The following is a 20,708-nucleotide window of genomic DNA, read 5'->3' as shown; positions in this document are numbered from 1 at the left end:
GGTCTATACCGCCCCTTTTCACATCTGCTTTTTAGCCTGAAATCAACCGTAAACTGCCCGGCACACGGCCTCGCACTTGTTCAGATCAAGATAACCGTCGGTGCGGATGCGCGACTCCATGTCGATCCAGTACTGAACGCCCTGCGGCGCATCGATCGCCTTCAGCACATCCTTGACCGTGTCTGGCCCGATCCCGCCCGAGAAGCCCACGAAGGGACCGTTCTTCGCCAGCGTCGGCCACGCGGTTGGAGCTACGCCTGTGCCGAAGGACACATCGAACAACCAATCGAGCCGAGAATCGCTAGGCGTCTCTTTGCTGAACTGCAGCATCGAGCGAACCCCGATCTTCCGCCCGAAATAGACGGTGTTCTCAATGTGGGCGGCCGAACTCCCGGTAAAGCTGTGATTAACTTGGACGCGGGAATAACCAAATAGTTCTACGTCCACGCTGTCTGGCTCGTTGGCGATGCGGCGTGCCTGTTCTCCGCACACGTGGGCTGCCAAGCGCAGCCCACCAGCTGTCACAAAAGCTTTGCGTTTTTCTGCATCTGGAAACAGCGGCTTTTCTGTCTGCGCATCATCCACCAAGACGCCCCATTCAATCGGGTAACGCGCTGAAAGCTCCCGCAAATCACCGATCTGCGCGGGGTTATCCAAACCCGTAAACGCAATAAAGCTTGGCAGCTCAGCCATACAAAAGACTCCCTAAAATATCACCCCGGCTTCTATTGGTACGTACCACCGAAGTCAAATTTTGCGCAGCCCTGCCTGATATTTAATCACTAATCCGTGAAGTTGACTTATTGGTACGTGCCACTTAGCACGCCCCGTCCGACAGGGATCTCTCATGACCTCTTCTGCACTGAACACAGATGGACCGCTCTACCGCCGCCTCGCAGAACAATTGCGCGGGGCGATCGAAACAGGTGAATTTGCCGCCGATGGGCCGCTGCCCGCCGAGCGCGATCTCGCCCTGCGCTACCAAGTCAGTCGCGACACCGTCCGTAAATCACTGAAACTTCTTGAGACGATCGGCGTCGTCTACGGCGATCATGGGCGCGGGACCTTTGTATCCCCACCGGCCGTCCAGCAGATGTCGCGGTTCATCGATGGCTTCTCGGTCGACACCAGCAAGCGTGGCGAAACCGCAGGTCAAACCGTTCTTTCTGTCGAACAATTTCCGGCCAGCATTGCTATCGCTGGTGTGCTTGAGATTGAGCCCAAGCGCCTCATCACCAAAGTCGTCCGCATTCGAACGGTCGACGACCGGCCCGTTGGTTTGCAGGAAGCCTATCTGAACCTACCCCAAAACAGCTCTTTCACGCTAAGCGAGCTTGCTGAGGTTGGTTCCCTTTATAAGCTGCTCCGCGCTCGATTTAATATCGCGCTGGCAGAAGCACTTGAGAGCCTCGGCGCAATTGCCGCAGGGCCTGAAGACGCGTCCCATCTTAATGTTGAGCAGGGCTCGCCCCTGCTGCTGTGTGAGCGGGTCACCTTGTCCGATCGCCGCCAGCCCATCGAATACTGCGTGATGCGCTACGTATCGACGTATCGCTACACGACCAGGATTAACCAGTTCAGCCAACTCACGAAGTAGCTTAGGAGAGCTCATGTTGAAGGTTTTGAAGGCCGCAGGTCTTGCTGTTAGCGCACTGACGCTGGCGACTGCGGGTGGCGCGATGGCGGAAGATCTGCAGCGCGCCCCGGAAAGTGTCGTTTACTTCATCAACGGCACTCTCGGCGACAAGTCGTTCTTCGACTCCGCGGAACGCGGCATTCAGCGCATCAATGCTGAAATGGGCATCGAAACCAAGACCGTCGAAGGCGGTTACGACCCAACCCGTTGGGAAGCAGCGCTGTTCGATATCGCTGAAAGCGGCGACTACGACACCATCGTTGCAGGCACCTTCACCATGGTCCCGCTGATCGAAAAGATCGCGGTAGAATTCCCAGAAATCCGCTTCGTCGTCTTTGACGGCACCGTGGACTACGCCGTTTGCGGCTGTGAAAACGTCTATTCCATCCTCTTCCGTCAGAACGAAGGCGCATACGTTGCTGGCGCTCTGTCGGCTCGTCTCACCACGGCTGGCGTTGAAGACATTGCCGAAGGCTCCAAGCTCGGTGTTGTCGGCGCAATGCCGATCCCGGTTATCGATGACTTCCTCGTTGGCTACGAAGCTGGCGCAAAGTCGATCATCCCGGAAATCGAAGTCCTCAAGCAGTACTCGAACTCCTTCGCTGATCCTGCCGTTGGCAAGGAAATCGGCAAGGCCATGTACGATCAGGGCGCAAGCATTGTGTTCCAGGTCGCAGGCGCTTCGGGTCAGGGCACCATTGAAGCCGCTGTTGAAGCTGGCCGCTATGTCATCGGCGTCGATTCTGATCAGGCTCTTCTGTTCGAAGAATCCCGTCCGGAAACCGCAGAGCGCATCTTCACCTCGGTCCTCAAGCAGGTCGACAATTCTGTCGTCTACGCTTTCGAGCAGCTCCAGAAGGGCGAGCTCAAGCTCGGCTCGGCTGAATCGCTTGGCCTGAAGGAAGGCGCGATCGCTATCGCCGTCAACAAGTACACCGATGCTGTCGTTCCAGCTGACGTGATGGAAGAGATCAAGGCCATCGAAGCCAAGATCATCGACGGCTCTATCGACGTCCCAACAACTCTCTAAGCCTATCTGCCCTCGGAGATTTTTAGATGCACATCGCCCCTTCGATTTCCGAGGGCGCCCCTGCTATTGAGTTGCGCGACGTCACCAAGCGCTATCCCAATGGCACGCTCGCCAATGAACACGTCTCGCTGACCATTCGTGCTGGAGAAATCCACGCGATCTGCGGCGAGAATGGCGCTGGCAAGTCCACGATCATGAAAATGATCTATGGCCTTGAAACCCCAACCTCCGGTCAGATTTTGATCAATGGTCAGCCTGCCCGCTTCACCCACCCCAGTCAGGCGATTGCCTCTGGCGTTGGCATGGTGGCGCAGCACCTTAATCTGGTGCCTTCACTGACCATTGCCGAAAACATCGTGCTGGGCCAAGAGCCGCGCCAGTCCAATGGCTTGCTGGACCGCGCTGCCGCTGAAAAGGCGGTCGCCGATCTCGCGTCGACCTATGGTCTCGACGTGAACCCCGCTGCCAAAGTTGCCGATTGTTCTATCGGGACCCAGCAGCGCGTTGAAATCTTAAAGACGCTCTACCGCGGCGCGCGCATCATCCTCATGGATGAACCCACAGCAGTGCTAACTCCGCAAGAATGCGATGAGCTGTTTGCCGCGATCCAGCGCCTCGTGGCGTCCGGCGTGACAGTAGTCATCATCACCCATAAGCTTGCGGAAGTGAAAGCGATCTCCAATCGCCTTACCGTCCTGCGCGATGGCAAGGTGACTGGCGCAGCCGACACCGTCGATATCGATCATAAAACCATCGCTGAAATGATGGTTGGTCGCCCCCTCTCGATCCCCCCTGTGCCGCGCGTTGATGCCCGCGACAAGACCCCACTCGTGGTGGTCCGCAATCTCGGTCACATCAACAATCAAGGCACGATCGAACTCTCCAACGTTACCCTCGACGTCGCGCCGGGCGAAATCCTCGGCATCGCTGGCGTTGAAGGCAATGGTCAGGACTTCTTGGCCCGCGTTCTCTCTGGTCTCGCCGATCCGCATTCCGGCACTGCCGAAATCGGTGGCGACAGCTTTGTCGGCCTGGGCGTGCGTAAGGCGCGCGAAATGGGCATGGCGGCGGTCCCTGAAGATCGCCTCAGCGATGGCGTCGCTGCAACGCTCTCCATCGACGAGAACCTTGCCGCCACGTCTTATTATCACGCCCCAACCTCCAAGTTTGGCTGGCTGAACACGAGCTATATCAAGCAGCGCGGCGTTGAGCTGATCAAGAAGTTCGGCGTCAAAACATCATCGGGCAAAACCCCGGTTGCTGCGCTGTCCGGCGGCAATATGCAAAAAGTGGTCATGGCGCGCGAGCTCTCGTCTCAGCCCCGCTTTTTCATCGCCGCCCAGCCCACCCGTGGCGTCGACATCGGCGCGGCCCAAGGCCTTCGCGACGAAGTCATTGCCGCGCGCGACCGTGGTTGCGCAGTGCTCCTGATCTCCGCCGACCTTGAAGAAGTGCTCGCCCTCTCGGATCGCATCGCGGTCCTGTTCAAGGGCGAGATCACCGCTCACTTCCGCGCCGACACCGTCGATCAGCGCGAAATCGGGCTCTACATGACCGGCCTCAAGCGTCAGCCAGACGCCTCTGCCCAGCTCAGCGCCCCCTTTGCTACCGAACTTCAGAGTACAGCTTCATGAGCGCGCCAGCTTCTGCCAAAGGCTCCATGATCTCCCGCGTCGGACGCCTCGTTTTCGTTATCGCAGCAGCTTTGCTCTGCGGTTTCATCATGACCACCTTCGCCAGCGAAGACCCGGTCGGCGCGTTCAAGGTCTTGCTCACCGGCGCATGGCCCGAAATCTCGTTTGAAGATGGCGAGCTTTCCATCAAGCGCCTCACCCGCGTCGGTTCGCTGCTCGAAGACGCCACCACGCTAACCCTGCTGGGGCTAGCGGTTGCGATCCCCTTCCGCGCCAAACAGTTCACCATGGGCGCAGACGGCCAGCTGTTCTTCGGCGCTCTCGCCGCTGGTGCTGTCAGCATGACGCTGCAAGGCCCGTCCTGGGTTGTGCTGCCGGCCGCTTGCCTTGCCGCGATGACTTCGGGCTTTATCTGGGGCCTGATCCCCGGGGCCCTGAAGGCTCGCTTCGGCACCAATGAAATCGTGGCGACGCTGATGCTCAATGTCATCGCGCTCCAATTCTACCGCTTCTGCATCACCTATCTGCTGCGCGATCCGACAGCAGGCTTCATCACAACCGGGCCGTTCCCGGAAGAAGCCCTGATGCCGATCCTGATCAACCGCACCAATGTCACCCCGGTTATTTTCCTCGCTATCGCGGCCGCGATCATCGTCTGGCTGATCATGCGTCGGACCAAAACCGGCTTCGAGATCAACCTGATCGGCGAAAACCCGCGCTTTGCGAAATATGCTGGCGTGCCGGTGCGCTGGGCCACTGCACTCTCCATGGGCATCGGCGGCATTTTTGCAGGTCTCGCGGGTTTCCACACGGCCAACGGCCTTCTTAAAAACCTGCCGATGGATTTGGCCCCCGGCATTGGTTTTGAGGGCATGGTTGTGGCGCTTCTGGCTCGCAATAATCCCTTGGCGGTGCCGCTGGTGGCGCTGCTCTACGCCTATCTACGTGTGGGCGCTCAGATCATGGAACGCTCGACTGACGTGACCCGTGAAATGGTCATGATCATTCAGGCCTTCATCATCATCTTCGTTGTTGCTGAACGCTTTGGCCCTGCCCTTTTCGCCAAGCTGTTCCAGCGCAAGGCTAAGTCTTCTACCACCGAGGTCAGCGCATGACTTTCGAACTCGCCGCATGGGGTGTCACCTTCGGCACCTTGCTCGCCGCCGTCCTGCGCGCAGCTGCCCCGATCATTTTGGCTGCCATGGGCGGCCTGATTTCCGACCTGGCGGGCTCCACCAATGTCGCGCTTGAAGGCATTATGCTGATTGCGGCCTTCTTTGGCGCAATCGCTTCGGGTTATGCCGCCATCTGGTTCCCCGGCTCGCCGATCTGGTTCTACGCCCTCTTTGGCCTCGTGTGTGGCGTTGGCGCAGGCGTTCTCGTGTCCGGCCTTTTGGCCGTGTTCCATCTTGAGTTGGGCGCCGACATCATCGTTGCAGGCATCGGCGTCAACATTCTGGCCGCTGGCCTGACCGTCTTCCTGCTGTTTAGCCTCACGGGTGACAAGGGTTCGACAGCGCAGCTCACGACCTTTATGCTGCCTAATATCTCCATGCCTTTCCTTGAAGGCGTGCCTTGGCTCGATCCGATCTTTAACGGCGATGGTGGCAACGGCCACAATATGATCGTCTACATCGCCCTGATCGCCGCGCCGTTGTTGGCCATCCTGCTCTACCGCACACGCTTTGGACTGCGCCTGCGTGCTGTCGGCGAAAACCGCGAAGCCGCCCTCGCCTCGGGCATTTCGGTCCGCAAAATCCAGTATTCGGCTCTTCTGCTCTCCGGCCTTCTGGCTTCCCTTGGTGGCGTCTTCCTATCGATGGGCTACCTCAACCTGTTCCAAGCAGACATGACCGGCGGTCGCGGTTTCCTTGCCCTTGCGGCAGTGTTCCTCGGCGCTCGTAATCCTTGGGGCACGCTGGTTGCCGCGCTTGTCTTTGGCGCATCGACCGTCTTTGCGGCACGCCTCGGCGCGTTTGACGTTCCCTCGCAGATCATCTTCATGATCCCGCCAACCCTCACCCTGATTGCCCTCGTTGGGTTCAACATTCGTCAGGAGCGCGTCGCCCGCCGGAAGATCAAGCAAGCCGCAACGCAGTTGAAGGCCGCTTAAGCATGGCAAGCCCGCGCGCCATCGATCTGCTCGCTTACGGCGATCCAAACGCCGACCATATCTATCTCGCCGACCGGGTCCCTCTGGCCGACGAGAAGCTCTTGGGTCGCAAGCTCGGCGTATTTGGGGGCGGCACAGCGGCAAACGTTGCTTGCGCCGCAGCCCGCCTCGGCCTCAAGACTGCCGCGTTCGGACGTGTCGGCGCCGATGCTGACGGCACCATGCTGCTCGCAGAGAATGCCAAACTCGGCATCTCCAACGACTATATGACGGTCTCGGACGACCCAACCGCCTCCGCAATGATCATCGTCAACGCTGAAGGCGAAAAGGCTTTGGTCTACGCGCCCATGCCGGGCGTTGCCTTCGATGAGGCCAGCCTCACCAAAGCCGTCCAGCAGTCCCGCGTTGTCTATGCGATGCCCTATGACATCGAAGAGTTCACCGCGATTTCTCGGCTCGCCCGCGCCGATGGCTGCCTTGTCGCTATCGATATTGAAGCCGCTGTTGCACCCAATCGCGAACGCCTCGAAGCGCTCCTAAAACTGTCCGACATCGTCTTCATGAATGAGCCCGGTTTTCTGGCAACCTCCGCCGAACCCCTCACGCCAGACGCTGTCGAAAAGCTCCTCGATTTCGGCCCGCAGCTGATCACCGTCACCCGCGCCGCCGAAGGCGCAATTTCGGTATCCCGCGACCAAGCTCTCACCCAGTCCAGCTTCCCAACCAGCTTGGTTGACGCCACCGGCGCAGGCGATTGCTTCAACGGCGCATTCCTCGCGGCTCATCTCGCCGGCGCATCTCTGGCTGAAACCTTGCGCTTTGCCTGTGCCGCCGCCGCGATCAGCGTCTCTGCTGTCGGCGCCCGCACCGCCCTGCCGGACATCGCGCAAGTGCAAGCCACGCTCTCGGCCTAGTTTACAGCGCTACTCAAACACCGCCCCGATCCCTCCCCCTTAGTCAGGCGCAGGTTCGGTGGCGGCACATATCACTGCGCTAAAAATCCACTCATCAGATGCCGGAAGGCGTCTCGCGCTTTCGGCAGGGTCATATCGGGATCGGAACTTGCCGCCACCCAAAGCGCCGCATTGAGAGCTGCGCCGTTCATCAAACGCGCCGCCGCTTCAATATCCATCCGCTTGACCACGCCCTCTTCCATTAACGTCACCAAGATCGAACGCGTACCAACGAGGCAAGCGCTCTGGCTTTCCCACTGTGACGGGTCGCCCAAAACCGCCGGGCCATCGAGCAGCACAATTCGGCGGATTTCCGGGTCCGTGGCCAGCTCCATATAGGCAATGCCTTCGGCAACCAATTGCTCCCAAAGATTGGCAGGATTGCTCGCGCGAACGGCATCGTGGGCACGCGCCGCCATTTCTGTGTCGACTGCATTGACGACTGCAGCCAACAACCCGCGTTTGTCGCCAAAATTATGATAGAGCGCGCCCCGCGTTAGCCCCACATCAGCCGTCAGCGTATCCATCGACGCGTCAGCATAGCCGTGCTCGGCAAAGGCCTTGCGCCCCGCCGCCAGCAACTTGGCGCGTGTCTCTACCATCATTTCAGCGCGGGTTTTGCGGGCCATTTCAAATACCAACTCACATACACTGCGTATGCCAGTTGACATACGGCGCGTATCTGTATCTATTCACATACGCGCCGTATATCACATCGAGGCGCGCCGTCCCATAGCGGACGACCAACACATGCGAGAATTCTTATGCCCACAAGCACACCGGTTTTCCCGGCGAACCGTCACGCCCTTTATGAGGCGCACCGCTACTCCGCTGCCACGCGCTCGGGCGATTTACTCTTTGTCTCCGGCCAAGTTGGCGGTCGCGAAGATGGCACGCCAGAGCCTGTATTTGCTGATCAAGTTCGACGTGCTTACCAAAATCTTCAGGCGGTTCTCGCCGCAGCTGGAGCGGGTCTGGAAGACATCATCGACGTAACGACATTCCACACCGACCCAGAAAATCAGGTCGGTGATATCATGGCCGTCCGCGCGGAATTTTTCCCAGAAGCGCCCTATCCAAATTGGACAGCGGTCGGCGTGAACTGGCTCTCTGGTTTTGACTTCGAAATCAAAGTCATCGCCCGCATTCCGTCCTAACCCTGAACGACCTACAGGCACCGCCCCAATGCTACGACCGTACTAAGGAGTGGCGACGCCTTAACGCGTCACCAATTCCTCAACGACCCCGAGCAATACCGCGGCCCCCTTAGCCAATTCTTCTTCAGAAGAATGCTCAAGGGGATTGTGGCTGATGCCGCCAAGGCTCGGCACAAAGATCATGGTGGCGGGACAAACCGCCGCCATCATCTGCGCATCATGCCCCGCTCCGGAGGGCAGACGCAGATGGGAATAACCAAGATCCACGGCAGTCTCTTCCACGCAATCGATAAGATCTGGTGCAAAATCAACCGGCTCGCTGGTTCCCAACACCGCCATGTGTGTGCCCAGCGCAGTCTCTTCAGAGATCGCCGCCAACTCAGCTGCCATCGCCTCACGCGCCATGCGCAAAAGCTCCGACTTCGAGCTCCGGCAATCTACAGTCATAACAGCGCGCGAGGGAATGACATTAATGGCGCCCGGCTCAAGTGAGAATGTCCCCACCGTCGCCACCAATTCGGGCGTATGTGCCCGCGCCAGTTCATCAACAAAGCGCATAAACCGCGCTGCGCCCTGCCCCGCATCGCGCCGCAACCGCATAGGCGTTGTCCCGGCATGATTGGCAACACCATCAAAACTTACGCGGATCGAAAAGGCCCCGTTCACACCGGTCACAACGCCAATGTCGCGCTTATCAGCCTCCAACACCGGCCCTTGCTCTATGTGCAGTTCCACATAGGCAGCAGGCGTTGGGAAACTATCCGTGCCGACATAGCCGATGCGCAGGAGCTCTTCTCCAACAGTAACGCCATCCCGATCCGCCGTTGCGTAGGCGGCCTCGAGCGACAAAACGCCGGTAAAAACCCGTGCACCAAACAGCGAAGGCGTAAACCGCACACCCTCTTCATTGGTAAAAGCAACCAGCGCGAGCGGCCGATTGATCGCCACCCCCTCGGCTTTGATTGTTTCCAACACGCCCAGCCCGGCCAAAACGCCGTAGCAACCGTCGTACATGCCCGCGTTGATCACGCTGTCGATATGCGACCCGATCAAAATCGGCGATTCGTCCGACCCACTCGGATTGTAGACAATGAAAAGATTGCCGATCGCGTCGCAACGCGTCTCAAAACCCGACTCGCGCGCCCACTTCAAAAGCAGATCGCGCCCTTGCCGATCCGCGTCAGAGCACGCCAAACGCGCCAGAACACCACGCTCGTCGCGCCCAACCTCACCCAAACGGGTTAGGCGCGACATCAGGATTCGCGTGTCCACACGGGAAGAATTCATTTGGGCTTTGTCACTCAAAACGGGGATCAATAAGCGCTAACTCTAGCACAGCGTCCCGCTTTCCCGGCCATTTCACCAATCGACAGCGCTATTCCGCTGGGGAAATTTCGCTAGATACATCAGCGGCTCAAGATCGCATTCAGGCCGAGAACAGGCGCTTTAAGCCTCGGGAAAAGCGAATTCATACAGGGCGTTAGTAGCGTCAGTGAGAATTTCTTCTGTTTCGCCTTGTTGTGACCATGAAATTCAGGCATAAAGTGCTCATACGTTTTCAGCCTAAGTCGGCTGCCTTTCTGCCGGTTCTACCGGTCCTTGGCTTTCTGATGCACCTTGCAAACGTGTTAGGCTCCCAGGCATGTCGCTTTGGAGTATTGCTCGTTTAGCTTCGGCTCCGAGCTTTAAGGAAATAAAAATGGCTTCCATCACCGGTACCGTCAAGTTCTTCAACGCCACTAAGGGTTTTGGTTTCATCACCCCCGACAACGGCGGCAAGGACCACTTCGTACACATTTCTGCTGTTCAGCGCTCGGGCGTTGATGGCCTGTACGAAAACGACAAGGTCACCTACGAAGTCGAAACCGGCCGTGACGGTCGTGAATCGGCAATCAACCTGTCGCTGCAGTCGTAATTCGACGCTACGATCAGAATACGAAAGGTCGCCTTTGGCGGCCTTTTTTTTACGCCTGCAGAGTGCTTTGCAAGGCCCGCGCGGATCGCCGCAGCAACTTCCTCCTCGCCCACATTGACACCCCTCCCCCGGAAACGCATTGATAGGCGGTCCACGGTCCCCGCGAGGGGATAATAGGGAATCCGGTAAAGGCGTGACCTTAGTCCGGAGCTGCCCCCGCAACTGTAAGCGGCGACGTGCGCTACTCATGCCACTGGCGAAAGCTGGGAAGGCGAGCGCTCGGTTGACCCGCAAGCCAGGAGACCTGCCATGGAACTGATATCCACTGGGTGCTGATCGGGCGGATCGGCAAGAGGACTTGCCATGGCGACGCTTCGTCAGTTTCCAATCTCCCCACTGTCACGAGCACTGCTGGCCACTGTCGCCAGCGCTTGCATTGTCAGCGCCACCCCCGCGCTTGCTCAGCATGCCGTGCTCGGCACCATCATTATTCAGGCCGACCGCTCGCCCATGCAGCGCGAACAGATGGGCCGCTCCCTCACCGTCATCGACGCCAAGCAGCTTGAAATCAGCAAGGCCCCCTATATCGCCGACGTACTGCGCCAAGTGCCCGGTCTGGCCGTATCGAGCAGCGGCTCGGTTGGCTCCTTGTCTCAAGTCCGCATTCGCGGCGGCGAAGCCAACCACACCCTCGTCATGATCGACGGCGTCGTTGCCAATTCGGCATCCGATGGCGACTTCGACTTTGGCCGCCTGCAAATCGCCGAGGTCGAGCGCATTGAAGTTCTGCGCGGCCCGCAGGGCGCATTTTGGGGCAGCAATGCCATTTCGGGCGTCATCAATATCGTCACCAAACCCGGCATTCGCAGCGGGTTACGCACCACGCTCGGCACCGAATTTGGCAGTGACGGCACCAAGATGGGCTCGGCCCTGCTACAATATGGTCAGGACAATTTCACGTGGTCCGGCAGTGTTACCAGCCGCCAGACCGACGGCTTTAACATCTCCAGCATTGGCGATGAAAAAGACGGTGCGCAGCATTTTGATGCCAATTTCAAATTCCGCGCTGACATTTCTCCGTCCGTCACCCTCGACGGCAATCTTCGCTATGCCAACACCCTCGCCGAAGGCGACAATGAGGTTAGCTTTGGCGTATTGAACGACAGCGGTGACACAACCAGAACGAGCGAGCTTCTCGGCTCGCTCGGCGGCCGCTGGACGAATGAGGACGCGAGCTGGTTCCAAACCGCGCGCTTCAGCGCAAATCAGGTTGACCAGCTGTTTCAGGGCGGCGCATGGGGCGACTCCGACGCGACAACGCGCCGTTACAAGGGCAGCTATCAGCTCGGCCATCGCTTCTATACGCCGGACCTTCTCAATGCCGAACACACCATCACTGGCGGCTACGACCTGACCCAAGAGACCTACAAGTCTTCCTACGACGCCGACATGTTCACGCGCTCGAGCCATGCTTTCACCGGGGAGTATCGCGGACGTTTCGCGAACCAGTTCTATCTTACCGCTGCCCTGCGCCACGACCTCAATGATCGATTTGAGGATTTTACCAGCTACAGCCTTAGCTCTGCCTGGCAAATCCCCGAGGCTGGAACGCGTCTTCACGCCTCCCTTGGCACGGGCTCTTCTAACCCCTCATTCTACGAGCAGTTCTACGGCGGCAGCAGCACGTTCACACCGAACCCAAATCTGCGTCCAGAGCAGAGCTTTGCGTGGGACATTGGCGTTGAGCAGTCGCTCTTCGGTGGCCAACTGATTGTCGATGCGACCTACTTCAATCAAAGACTAGAAGATCTGATCAAAACGGCCAGCTCCTCCGGGACATCGACCGTCATAAATCTTCCCGGTATCAGCACACGCCAAGGGCTGGAACTGACCGGCACGCTCGATTTCCTCAATGGCTTTGTCGCCTCCGCCAGCTACACCTATACGCACGCCCGAACAGCTGATGGTGAAATCGAAGTTCGTCGTCCGGCCCACGTCGGCGTCGTCAACCTGCGATACACGCTCGAAGACATCCCCCTAACTTTGCACACCAGTGCAAGCTTTGTCGGCGAAGCCAAAGACAGCGATTGGTCAAACGGCGGACTCGCCACAATCCCCGCCTTCACGGACCTCAGCGCAGGCCTCAACTACAAGGTCAATGAGAACGTCGAAGTCTATGGCCGCGTGACGAACATTCTCAACACGGCCAATCAAACCGTTTACGGGTTCAACTCTCCCGGCCGCACCTACTACGTCGGCGCTAAGGCCAGCTTCTAATCAATCAAGCTCGGTGACAAGCGATGCGTGTTACCGAGCATCATCTCGAAACGTGTAACGTACCAGCAAACGCCTCTTACTGCGAAATAATAACCGTATAATATCGCCATTTCGGCGATTGCGACGTTACTAGAATCTTCAACATTTCAAGGTAACATCCGTAAATCTCCATAATCATCACGAAAATTGGCACCAGCAACTCCCAGAATCTCTAGGATACTTATCCTGAATTATACGGAGTTATGCTCCTCTAAATCTTTATCGAAAAACGTGAACACCCCGTACATACGGGAGTATAAAGGCAAGCTCCTCACGGAATTGTCACATCAGTATTTTTACGTAGTTACTTCGGCAGGACGCAATTTTTCTGCCGGAGACTATTATGGCCGCGCGCTTTACAAACGATCACACCCCTTCTCTTGAGCACGTGAGCAACGGCGCGACACGCCTCGACCTCAATGATGTAAAAGTGGTCGCGGAAGCAGCAACTGACACTCCAATTACGGAGGACTTCAGTCCAGCTACTGAGGGCAAACAGGTCGTATTCGAACTCGACAACGCTGAGACGGTTCGACTCCCGGCAGACGCTAATCTTGACCAAGTCCGCGTAAACGGCGCCAACCTCGAGTTTGTTCAACCCGACGGCACGATTTTGGTCGTGGAGAACGGTGCCGTTGATGGCATCCGGATCATCTTGGGCACCGTCGAAATTCCATCGCAGACCGTTGCGCTGCTCTTCGCAGCCAATGACATCGACATCGCAGCTGGCCCGGGTCGCATAACCGCGCAAAGCTCCGGCGGTAATTTTGAGGTTCCAGTCGGTGGCATTGGCGATGCCTTCCCACTCGGTGATCTTCTGCCGCCGACCGCGCTGGCATTCACCCTCCCCGAACTGCGTGAACTCTATCCTAGCGTGCTGCGTCGCGGCATCGCGCCCGACAATGACAAGCCAACCATTGAAAGCATTGTCTATGGTGTTGGCGGCCGCGTCGGCATGCTCGATGAAGATGGTCTGCCGCAGGCAGCTGCCGACAGTTCACCCCTCCGCGCCGGCGAAACCGCATCCTCCGGAGCGTCCTCCCAACAGATCAACATCCTTGTTCAGTATGGCAACGACGCCCCTACCGACCTGATGGGCTCCTTTGAACTCCTTGGCTCTGCAAACCTCAACGGTCAGCTGCAAGGTCTTGATGGCCTGCCTCTGACCTTCGCAGTGGAAGGCGGCGCCATCGTCGGACGCTCCTCGACTGGCGAGCCCCTGCTCACCATCTCCCTCAGTGGAGCCACGCGCGGCGAAAACGGCGCGGTCACCTATACGCTCGAAGCGCAATTGCTCGGCCCAATCCAGCACGCCACCCAGGGCGAGGATCTCGACATCCTGGCCAATATTGCATTCCGCGTCACCGATGGTTCGGGCGATCAGGCCAGCAGCACGCTGACCTTTGAAATTGCCGACGACATGCCAAGTTTTGACGCTGAGCGCCTACTCGCGGTCAGGCCGCTGGCTGCCGACGAAACCCATCTCAACACCGAGCACACAGCCAACTTTGCCAGCGCCTTCGAAGACGCCGTAGAGTTCGGCGCTGATGGCAAAGCCTCCCTAAACTACGCACTAAAGCTCTCGGGCCCCAGCGTCGGCTCCGGCCTCTATGCCCTCGACGCTAGCGCGGATAACGGCAAAGGTGCCGAAATTCTCCTGAGCCAGAGCGGCAATATCATCTTCGGCAAGGTGGGCGACGTCACCTATTTCGAAATCACGATCAACCCGGACACGGGTGCGGTCACCCTCGTCCAAAAAAACGCCCTTTGGCACGCCGACACAACCAATCCCGATGACACCCAGACTCTGTCTGCCGCGCCAGAAGCGATAACCATCATCGCAACGGCCACAGACCGAGACGGCGACAAAGCCTCCCACAGCCTCGATCTGAGCCAGAACACTTTTGCCTTCAAGGATGATGGTCCAAAGATCGACGGCGACAAGGTCGGGAAACCAACCCAACTCATCGTCGATGAAACCACCCTCACAACCGACGCTTCGGCCAATCTGACCAATCTGTTTAGCAGTGCCATCTCCTATGGCGCTGACGGCGCTGGCTCCACCAGCTATGCCCTCAGCCTCACCGGCTCCAATGTCGCCAGTGGCCTCTACGCCCATGGCACCAATGGCGCTCAGGGGACCCAGATCGTTCTCAATCAGACGGGCAATGTCATCACCGGCTCAGCTGGTGGACAAAACTACTTCACCATCACGCTCAATGCCGATGGCACACTCAAGCTCGATCAGATCAAGGCCATCTGGCACGGCGACAAAACCAATCCAGATGACACGCAGACCCTCAACGCTGTGGCCAATGCCCTCAAGCTCGTTGCCACCGTCACCGACGCCGATGGTGATACCGCGTCCCACAGCCTCGATCTGAGCAAGGGCACTTTTGCCTTTAAGGATGATGGTCCAAAGATCGACGGCGACAAGGTCGGGAAACCAACCCAACTCATCGTCGATGAAACCACCCTCACAACCGACGCTTCGGCCAATCTGACCAATCTGTTTAGCAGTGCCATCTCCTATGGCGCTGACGGCGCTGGCTCCACCAGCTATGCCCTCAGCCTCACCGGCTCCAATGTCGCCAGTGGCCTCTACGCCCATGGCACCAATGGCGCTCAGGGGACCCAGATCGTTCTCAATCAGACGGGCAATGTCATCACCGGCTCAGCTGGTGGACAAAACTACTTCACCATCACGCTCAATGCCGATGGCACACTCAAGCTCGATCAGATCAAGGCCATCTGGCACGGCGACAAAACCAATCCAGATGACACGCAGACCCTCAACGCTGTGGCCAATGCCCTCAAGCTCGTTGCCACCGTCACCGACGCCGATGGTGATACCGCGTCCCACAGCCTCGATCTGAGCAAGGGCACTTTAGCCTTCAAGGATGATGGTCCAAAGATCGACGGCGACAAGGTCGGGAAACCAACCCAACTCATCGTCGATGAAACCACCCTCACAACCGACGCTTCGGCTAATCTGACCAATCTGTTTAGCAGTGCCATCTCCTATGGCGCTGACGGCGCTGGCTCCACCACCTATGCCCTCAGCCTCACCGGCTCCAATGTCGCCAGTGGCCTCTACGCCCATGGCACCAATGGCGCTCAGGGAGAGCAGATCGTTCTCAATCAAACGGGCAATGTCATCACCGGCTCAGCTGGTGGACAAAACTACTTCACCATCACGCTCAATGCCGATGGCACACTCAAGCTCGATCAGATCAAGGCCATCTGGCACGGCGACAAAACCAATCCAGATGACACGCAGACCCTCAACGCTGTGGCCAATGCCCTCAAGCTCGTTGCCACCGTCACCGACGCCGATGGTGATACCGCGTCCCACAGCCTCGATCTGAGCAAGGGCACTTTTGCCTTTAAGGATGATGGTCCAAAGATCGACGGCGACAAGGTCGGGAAACCAACCCAACTCATCGTCGATGAAACCACCCTCACAACCGACGCTTCGGCCAATCTGACCAATCTGTTTAGCAGTGCCATCTCCTATGGCGCTGACGGCGCTGGCTCCACCACCTATGCCCTCAGCCTCACCGGCTCCAATGTCGCCAGTGGCCTCTACGCCCATGGCACCAATGGCGCTCAGGGAGAGCAGATCGTTCTCAATCAAACGGGCAATGTCATCACCGGCTCAGCTGGTGGACAAAACTACTTCACCATCACGCTCAATGCCGATGGCACACTCAAGCTCGATCAGATCAAGGCCATCTGGCACGGCGACAAAACCAATCCAGATGACACGCAGACCCTCAACGCTGTGGCCAATGCCCTCAAGCTCGTTGCCACCGTCACCGACGCCGATGGTGATACCGCGTCCCACAGCCTCGATCTGAGCAAGGGCACTTTTGCCTTTAAGGATGATGGTCCAAAGATCGACGGCGACAAGGTCGGGAAACCAACCCAACTCATCGTCGATGAAACCACCCTCACAACCGACGCTTCGGCCAATCTGACCAATCTGTTTAGCAGTGCCATCTCCTATGGCGCTGACGGCGCTGGCTCCACCAGCTATGCCCTCAGCCTCACCGGCTCCAATGTCGCCAGTGGCCTCTACGCCCATGGCACCAATGGCGCTCAGGGGACCCAGATCGTTCTCAATCAGACGGGCAATGTCATCACCGGCTCAGCTGGTGGACAAAACTACTTCACCATCACGCTCAATGCCGATGGCACACTCAAGCTCGATCAGATCAAGGCCATCTGGCACGGCGACAAAACCAATCCAGATGACACGCAGACCCTCAACGCTGTGGCCAATGCCCTCAAGCTCGTTGCCACCGTCACCGACGCCGATGGTGATACCGCGTCCCACAGCCTCGATCTGAGCAAGGGCACTTTTGCCTTTAAGGATGATGGTCCAAAGATCGACGGCGACAAGGTCGGGAAACCAACCCAACTCATCGTCGATGAAACCACCCTCACAACCGACGCTTCGGCTAATCTGACCAATCTGTTTAGCAGTGCCATCTCCTATGGCGCTGACGGCGCTGGCTCCACCACCTATGCCCTCAGCCTCACCGGCTCCAATGTCGCCAGTGGCCTCTACGCCCATGGCACCAATGGCGCTCAGGGAGAGCAGATCGTTCTCAATCAAACGGGCAATGTCATCACCGGCTCAGCTGGTGGACAAAACTACTTCACCATCACGCTCAATGCCGATGGCACACTCAAGCTCGATCAGATCAAGGCCATCTGGCACGGCGACAAAACCAATCCAGATGACACGCAGACCCTCAACGCTGTGGCCAATGCCCTCAAGCTCGTTGCCACCGTCACCGACGCCGATGGTGATACCGCGTCCCACAGCCTCGATCTGAGCAAGGGCACTTTTGCCTTCAAGGATGACGGTCCAACCGCCAAAGACGACACCGGCACTCTTGAGATCGTCTATGACAAGCTTGGCGTGGGCGCGATTAATGCCGCATGGAAAATCACTGGCGGCGGTCAAAATCTCGTTTATACGGACCAGGATGGAGACGGGCTCAGTGACCACGTCACCTGGGGCGACAGCAGTGGTCGCTCGGGCTATGGTTTTGTTGATGCCCCAGCGGCAGACCTCCAAAATCTGCTCACAAACCAGACTTTCTATCTGGGCGAGTTCACGCACAGGAACTTGCCTGTCACGTCTGGTACAGCCATCACTCAGGCTCAGCTGACAGTGAATTTCCAAGTCATCATCAATGGGCAGACAGTAAACGTCGGCCCTGTGGTGATAACGTTTACCCACAACGAGACGCCAAACTCTACCGACCCAGAGGCCAGCCGAGACATCATCTCGATTGCGACGTCAACCACGACCATTACCATTGCCGGCCAGAAGTACACCTTGGACGTCACCGGTTTCGTTGATGAGAATAATCAGATCGTCAACACTGTCCGGACCTATGAAGGACAGAGCAATACCTATCAGCTGGCCGTACGTTTGGTCTCATCTGACACCACCAACATTACGGCGAATGGCAATTTGCTCAGCAATGCGGACACTGCGGGCGCGGATGGTGGCCTGGCAGTCGTTGCCCTCATCGGCACCGGCGCGGCTGATACAACGCTCGAGAATGGCGTCTATCAGGTGCAAGGTCTATACGGCACGCTGACCGTCAATCGTGCGGGTGAATACAAATACACCCTCACCAAGGATGCGAGCGAAGTTCCGACAGGAGCCAAGGAGGTCTTTACCTATCGCATCACCGATGGTGACGGGGACACCGATGAAGCCACATTCACGCTCGACATCTCTAAGGTTGATAGCAACGGTCAGATCATCACTGCCGGTCAAACGATCAACGGCACGGCAGGGCCTGAAACGCTCACCGGTACCGTCGGCAATGACATCATCGATGGCAAAGCTGGTAGCGACACGATCAATGCTGGCGACGGCAACGACATCATAATTGCCGATAGTAACGACACCCTCATCGATGGTGGTTCAGGCATCGACACATTGCGCGTGTCGGGCACATTCCGGACCGCCAGCAATGCACAACTTGTCAACTTTGAACGGGTCGAACTCGCCGCGCCGACATCAGGCAACCGCACAATCGCGGATCTAACCAACCAAACTGAAAGCCTCCGCATCACCGGCTCCAGTGGCAACGACAAGATCCTTGGCGGCTCTGGCAATGATGTGATCATTGGCGGATCGGGCAATGACATCCTTGCTGGTGGAGCCGGTAACGATATCGTCACCGGCGGCACGGGAGCCGATCAGTTCCGGCTGTCGTCCAATTCAGGCACTGATGTCCTGCGAGATTTTAATCGTTTCCAAAGCGACAAGATTGGCTTCTTGGATACAGGCACTAGTGCAAGTGGCAGTGTCAACTTTGCCAACACGACGGGCACATCTGCAGGGGCAGTGCTTAACAGCAATGACTTCGTCGCCAGATCGTCGATGGGCAATATCGACAACTCCGACGATCAAAGGGTCATCGTCATATCGACCGCCCAGTTTGAGGCCACGATCAAAACCGGCAACGTAGCGAGCGCAAACAACAGCTATGTCATTGTCTACAATAGCGACTCGCAGCACGGCGAGATTTGGTTCGCAACAAACTGGAGCGTCTCCTCAACCCGTACGCTGATTGCGACGCTCGAAAACGTTATTTCGGCTGCCGAAGTATCCGCCCTCAAAGCATCAGACTTCGTCGTCTACTCCGATGCAAACGACCCCATTATTCTCGATCTCGATGGCAATGGTGTTGGCTTTAGCAGCCTTTCCCATGGTGTCGTCTTCGACCTCAATGGTGACGGGGCCAAAGACAAACTGGCCTGGAACAACACCAGTGATGGCATTCTGGTTTATGACGGCAACGAAAACGGTATTGCCGACGATGGTACAGAGCTGTTCACACCTTGGTTCCAAGGCGGAAGTTTCGTCAGCGGGGCAGACGCTCTCGCCTCCCTCGATAGCAATGGCGATGGCATAATTTCGCCTGAAGATGAGGCCTTCTCCAAGCTACGCATCTGGCAAGACGATAATGGCGACGGGTTTACGGACGCCGGCGAGTTGAAGACGCTGGTTGAGCACGGCATCACCAGTATCGATGCGTCGACAAGCTCGACGGGCCAAGAGATCGATGGCCAAACCGTCGTTGGCACAGGAACGTTCACGCGCGACGACGGCACCACAGGCACCTATGTCGAAGTGGAACTCGATACCGAGTTTGGCGATGGCGACGCGGATGACTACACCCCGGCTGAAGATGATCTCGCTTCCAGCCTAGCCGCGACACAGGCGTGGACCGATGGTGAGAAAGCCGCCGAAGCACGCTCAGATATGGATGCGTCCGCGAGCCTCGACGAATACATGGCAGAGGACACTCTCGACATCACAGAGCTCCTCGATCGAGCCACTGGCCAGACTGAAGCCTCAAGCAGCGCTGATAACAATGGCACGATCATTGAGGTCAACAGTGCCGATTTGGACAAGCTCATAGATACTGGTCCAACCGTGACAGTGGTGATTGACGGTCAGGAGTATGACGTCAACCTTCACAACCAGACGATCTAAGCAAAACTCATGATCAACGCGGCCCACTTCGGTGGGCCGTTTTTTTTTCGCCGTGGCGGTCGCTATCGGCTGAGCTTGGTTCCACCCTGCGACAGAAAAACGTCGCAAATTGAATAGACTACTGTGGAAAACTTTTTGCCTAATATCTCTATTTGACCCTGCATCAAATGACCACACCCGCATGGTTGCGGCATTTTCACGGCATCTGAATGCGCAAATTGTGGCCACGACGCTTATAGGCAAAGCTAAAGTCGATCATTGACTTAAGTTATAAGTGCGACGTAATGGCATACAAGTACACAGCGACAAAACACCTCGCCACGCGTACGCCTAGTCTTTCTGCACGGATCGGAGTGACGCCGAACTGAACATTTTGTCGCGCCAGTAATACATCACGAAAAGTGCTGCACCACTGCACCT

13 protein-coding genes and 1 riboswitch are annotated in these 20,708 nt (G+C 57.6%); of the genes, 10 read left to right on the top strand and 3 right to left on the bottom strand.

Features of this window, described 5'->3' with window-relative positions; all coding sequences use genetic code 11:
• Window positions 1–42: 42 nt before the first annotated feature.
• On the bottom strand, window positions 43–693 hold the full coding sequence (locus H4N61_RS05760; RefSeq protein WP_182395363.1) for a phosphoribosylanthranilate isomerase: 651 nt from the start codon (window positions 691–693) through the stop codon (window positions 43–45).
• Window positions 694–847: 154 nt separating this feature from the next.
• Here H4N61_RS05760 and H4N61_RS05755 point away from each other — a divergent pair, with 154 nt between their 5' ends.
• The 6 genes from H4N61_RS05755 to H4N61_RS05730 are packed head-to-tail and all read left to right on the top strand — an operon-like array spanning window position 848 to window position 7,327.
• The gene (locus H4N61_RS05755; RefSeq protein WP_169196053.1) at window positions 848–1,597 is read left to right on the top strand and encodes a GntR family transcriptional regulator; all 750 of its coding nucleotides are present in this window, start codon (window positions 848–850) and stop codon (window positions 1,595–1,597) included.
• A 13-nt stretch (window positions 1,598–1,610) separates the two neighbouring features.
• A complete protein-coding gene (locus tag H4N61_RS05750) occupies window positions 1,611–2,666 on the top strand; it encodes a BMP family ABC transporter substrate-binding protein (protein WP_169196052.1) in 1,056 nt (351 codons plus the stop codon).
• Window positions 2,667–2,692: 26 nt separating this feature from the next.
• Window positions 2,693–4,300 (top strand): ABC transporter ATP-binding protein, encoded by a 1,608-nt coding sequence (locus tag H4N61_RS05745; protein WP_169196051.1) that lies wholly within the window; start codon window positions 2,693–2,695, stop codon window positions 4,298–4,300.
• Window positions 4,297–5,415 carry an ABC transporter permease gene (locus H4N61_RS05740; RefSeq protein ID WP_169196050.1) on the top strand — a complete coding sequence of 373 codons (1,119 nt, stop codon included), beginning with the start codon at window positions 4,297–4,299 and terminating at the stop codon, window positions 5,413–5,415. The genes H4N61_RS05745 and H4N61_RS05740 overlap by 4 nt, the downstream gene beginning before the upstream one ends.
• Window positions 5,412–6,413: an ABC transporter permease gene (locus H4N61_RS05735; protein WP_169196049.1), complete on the top strand. Its 1,002-nt coding sequence runs from the start codon at window positions 5,412–5,414 to the stop codon at window positions 6,411–6,413. The genes H4N61_RS05740 and H4N61_RS05735 overlap by 4 nt, the downstream gene beginning before the upstream one ends.
• A gap of 2 nt (window positions 6,414–6,415) precedes the next feature.
• A complete protein-coding gene (locus H4N61_RS05730) occupies window positions 6,416–7,327 on the top strand; it encodes a carbohydrate kinase family protein (protein WP_182395361.1) in 912 nt (303 codons plus the stop codon).
• Between the two features lie 71 nt (window positions 7,328–7,398).
• On the opposite strand, the gene H4N61_RS05725 is transcribed toward H4N61_RS05730, so the two are convergent.
• Complete coding sequence (locus tag H4N61_RS05725; RefSeq protein ID WP_182395359.1) at window positions 7,399–7,995, bottom strand: TetR/AcrR family transcriptional regulator; 597 nt, start codon at window positions 7,993–7,995, stop codon at window positions 7,399–7,401.
• Between the two features lie 135 nt (window positions 7,996–8,130).
• On the opposite strand from H4N61_RS05725, the gene H4N61_RS05720 reads away from it, so the two are divergent.
• A complete protein-coding gene (locus H4N61_RS05720) occupies window positions 8,131–8,523 on the top strand; it encodes a RidA family protein (RefSeq protein ID WP_169196046.1) in 393 nt (130 codons plus the stop codon).
• Between the two features lie 60 nt (window positions 8,524–8,583).
• On the opposite strand, the gene H4N61_RS05715 is transcribed toward H4N61_RS05720, so the two are convergent.
• The gene (locus H4N61_RS05715) at window positions 8,584–9,810 is read right to left on the bottom strand and encodes a Zn-dependent hydrolase (protein WP_169196045.1); all 1,227 of its coding nucleotides are present in this window, start codon (window positions 9,808–9,810) and stop codon (window positions 8,584–8,586) included.
• Window positions 9,811–10,222: 412 nt separating this feature from the next.
• Here H4N61_RS05715 and H4N61_RS05710 point away from each other — a divergent pair, with 412 nt between their 5' ends.
• The 3 genes from H4N61_RS05710 (at window position 10,223) to H4N61_RS05700 (ending at window position 20,288) form a co-directional block, all read left to right on the top strand.
• Window positions 10,223–10,438: a cold-shock protein gene (locus tag H4N61_RS05710; RefSeq protein ID WP_169196044.1), complete on the top strand. Its 216-nt coding sequence runs from the start codon at window positions 10,223–10,225 to the stop codon at window positions 10,436–10,438.
• A 137-nt stretch (window positions 10,439–10,575) separates the two neighbouring features.
• A riboswitch (cobalamin riboswitch) is annotated at window positions 10,576–10,765 on the top strand.
• Window positions 10,766–10,801: 36 nt separating this feature from the next.
• Window positions 10,802–12,715, top strand: coding sequence for a TonB-dependent receptor (locus H4N61_RS05705; RefSeq protein ID WP_182395357.1), 1,914 nt, complete (start codon window positions 10,802–10,804; stop codon window positions 12,713–12,715).
• A 382-nt stretch (window positions 12,716–13,097) separates the two neighbouring features.
• Window positions 13,098–20,288, top strand: coding sequence for a DUF5801 repeats-in-toxin domain-containing protein (locus H4N61_RS05700; protein WP_182395355.1), 7,191 nt, complete (start codon window positions 13,098–13,100; stop codon window positions 20,286–20,288).
• The last annotated feature ends 420 nt before the right edge of the window (window positions 20,289–20,708 follow it).

Source organism: Devosia sp. MC521 (assembly GCF_014127105.1).
GTDB lineage: Bacteria > Pseudomonadota > Alphaproteobacteria > Rhizobiales > Devosiaceae > Devosia.
Note: the sequence above shows the minus strand (reverse complement) of the source record. Positions and strands in the feature narration are given on the sequence as shown.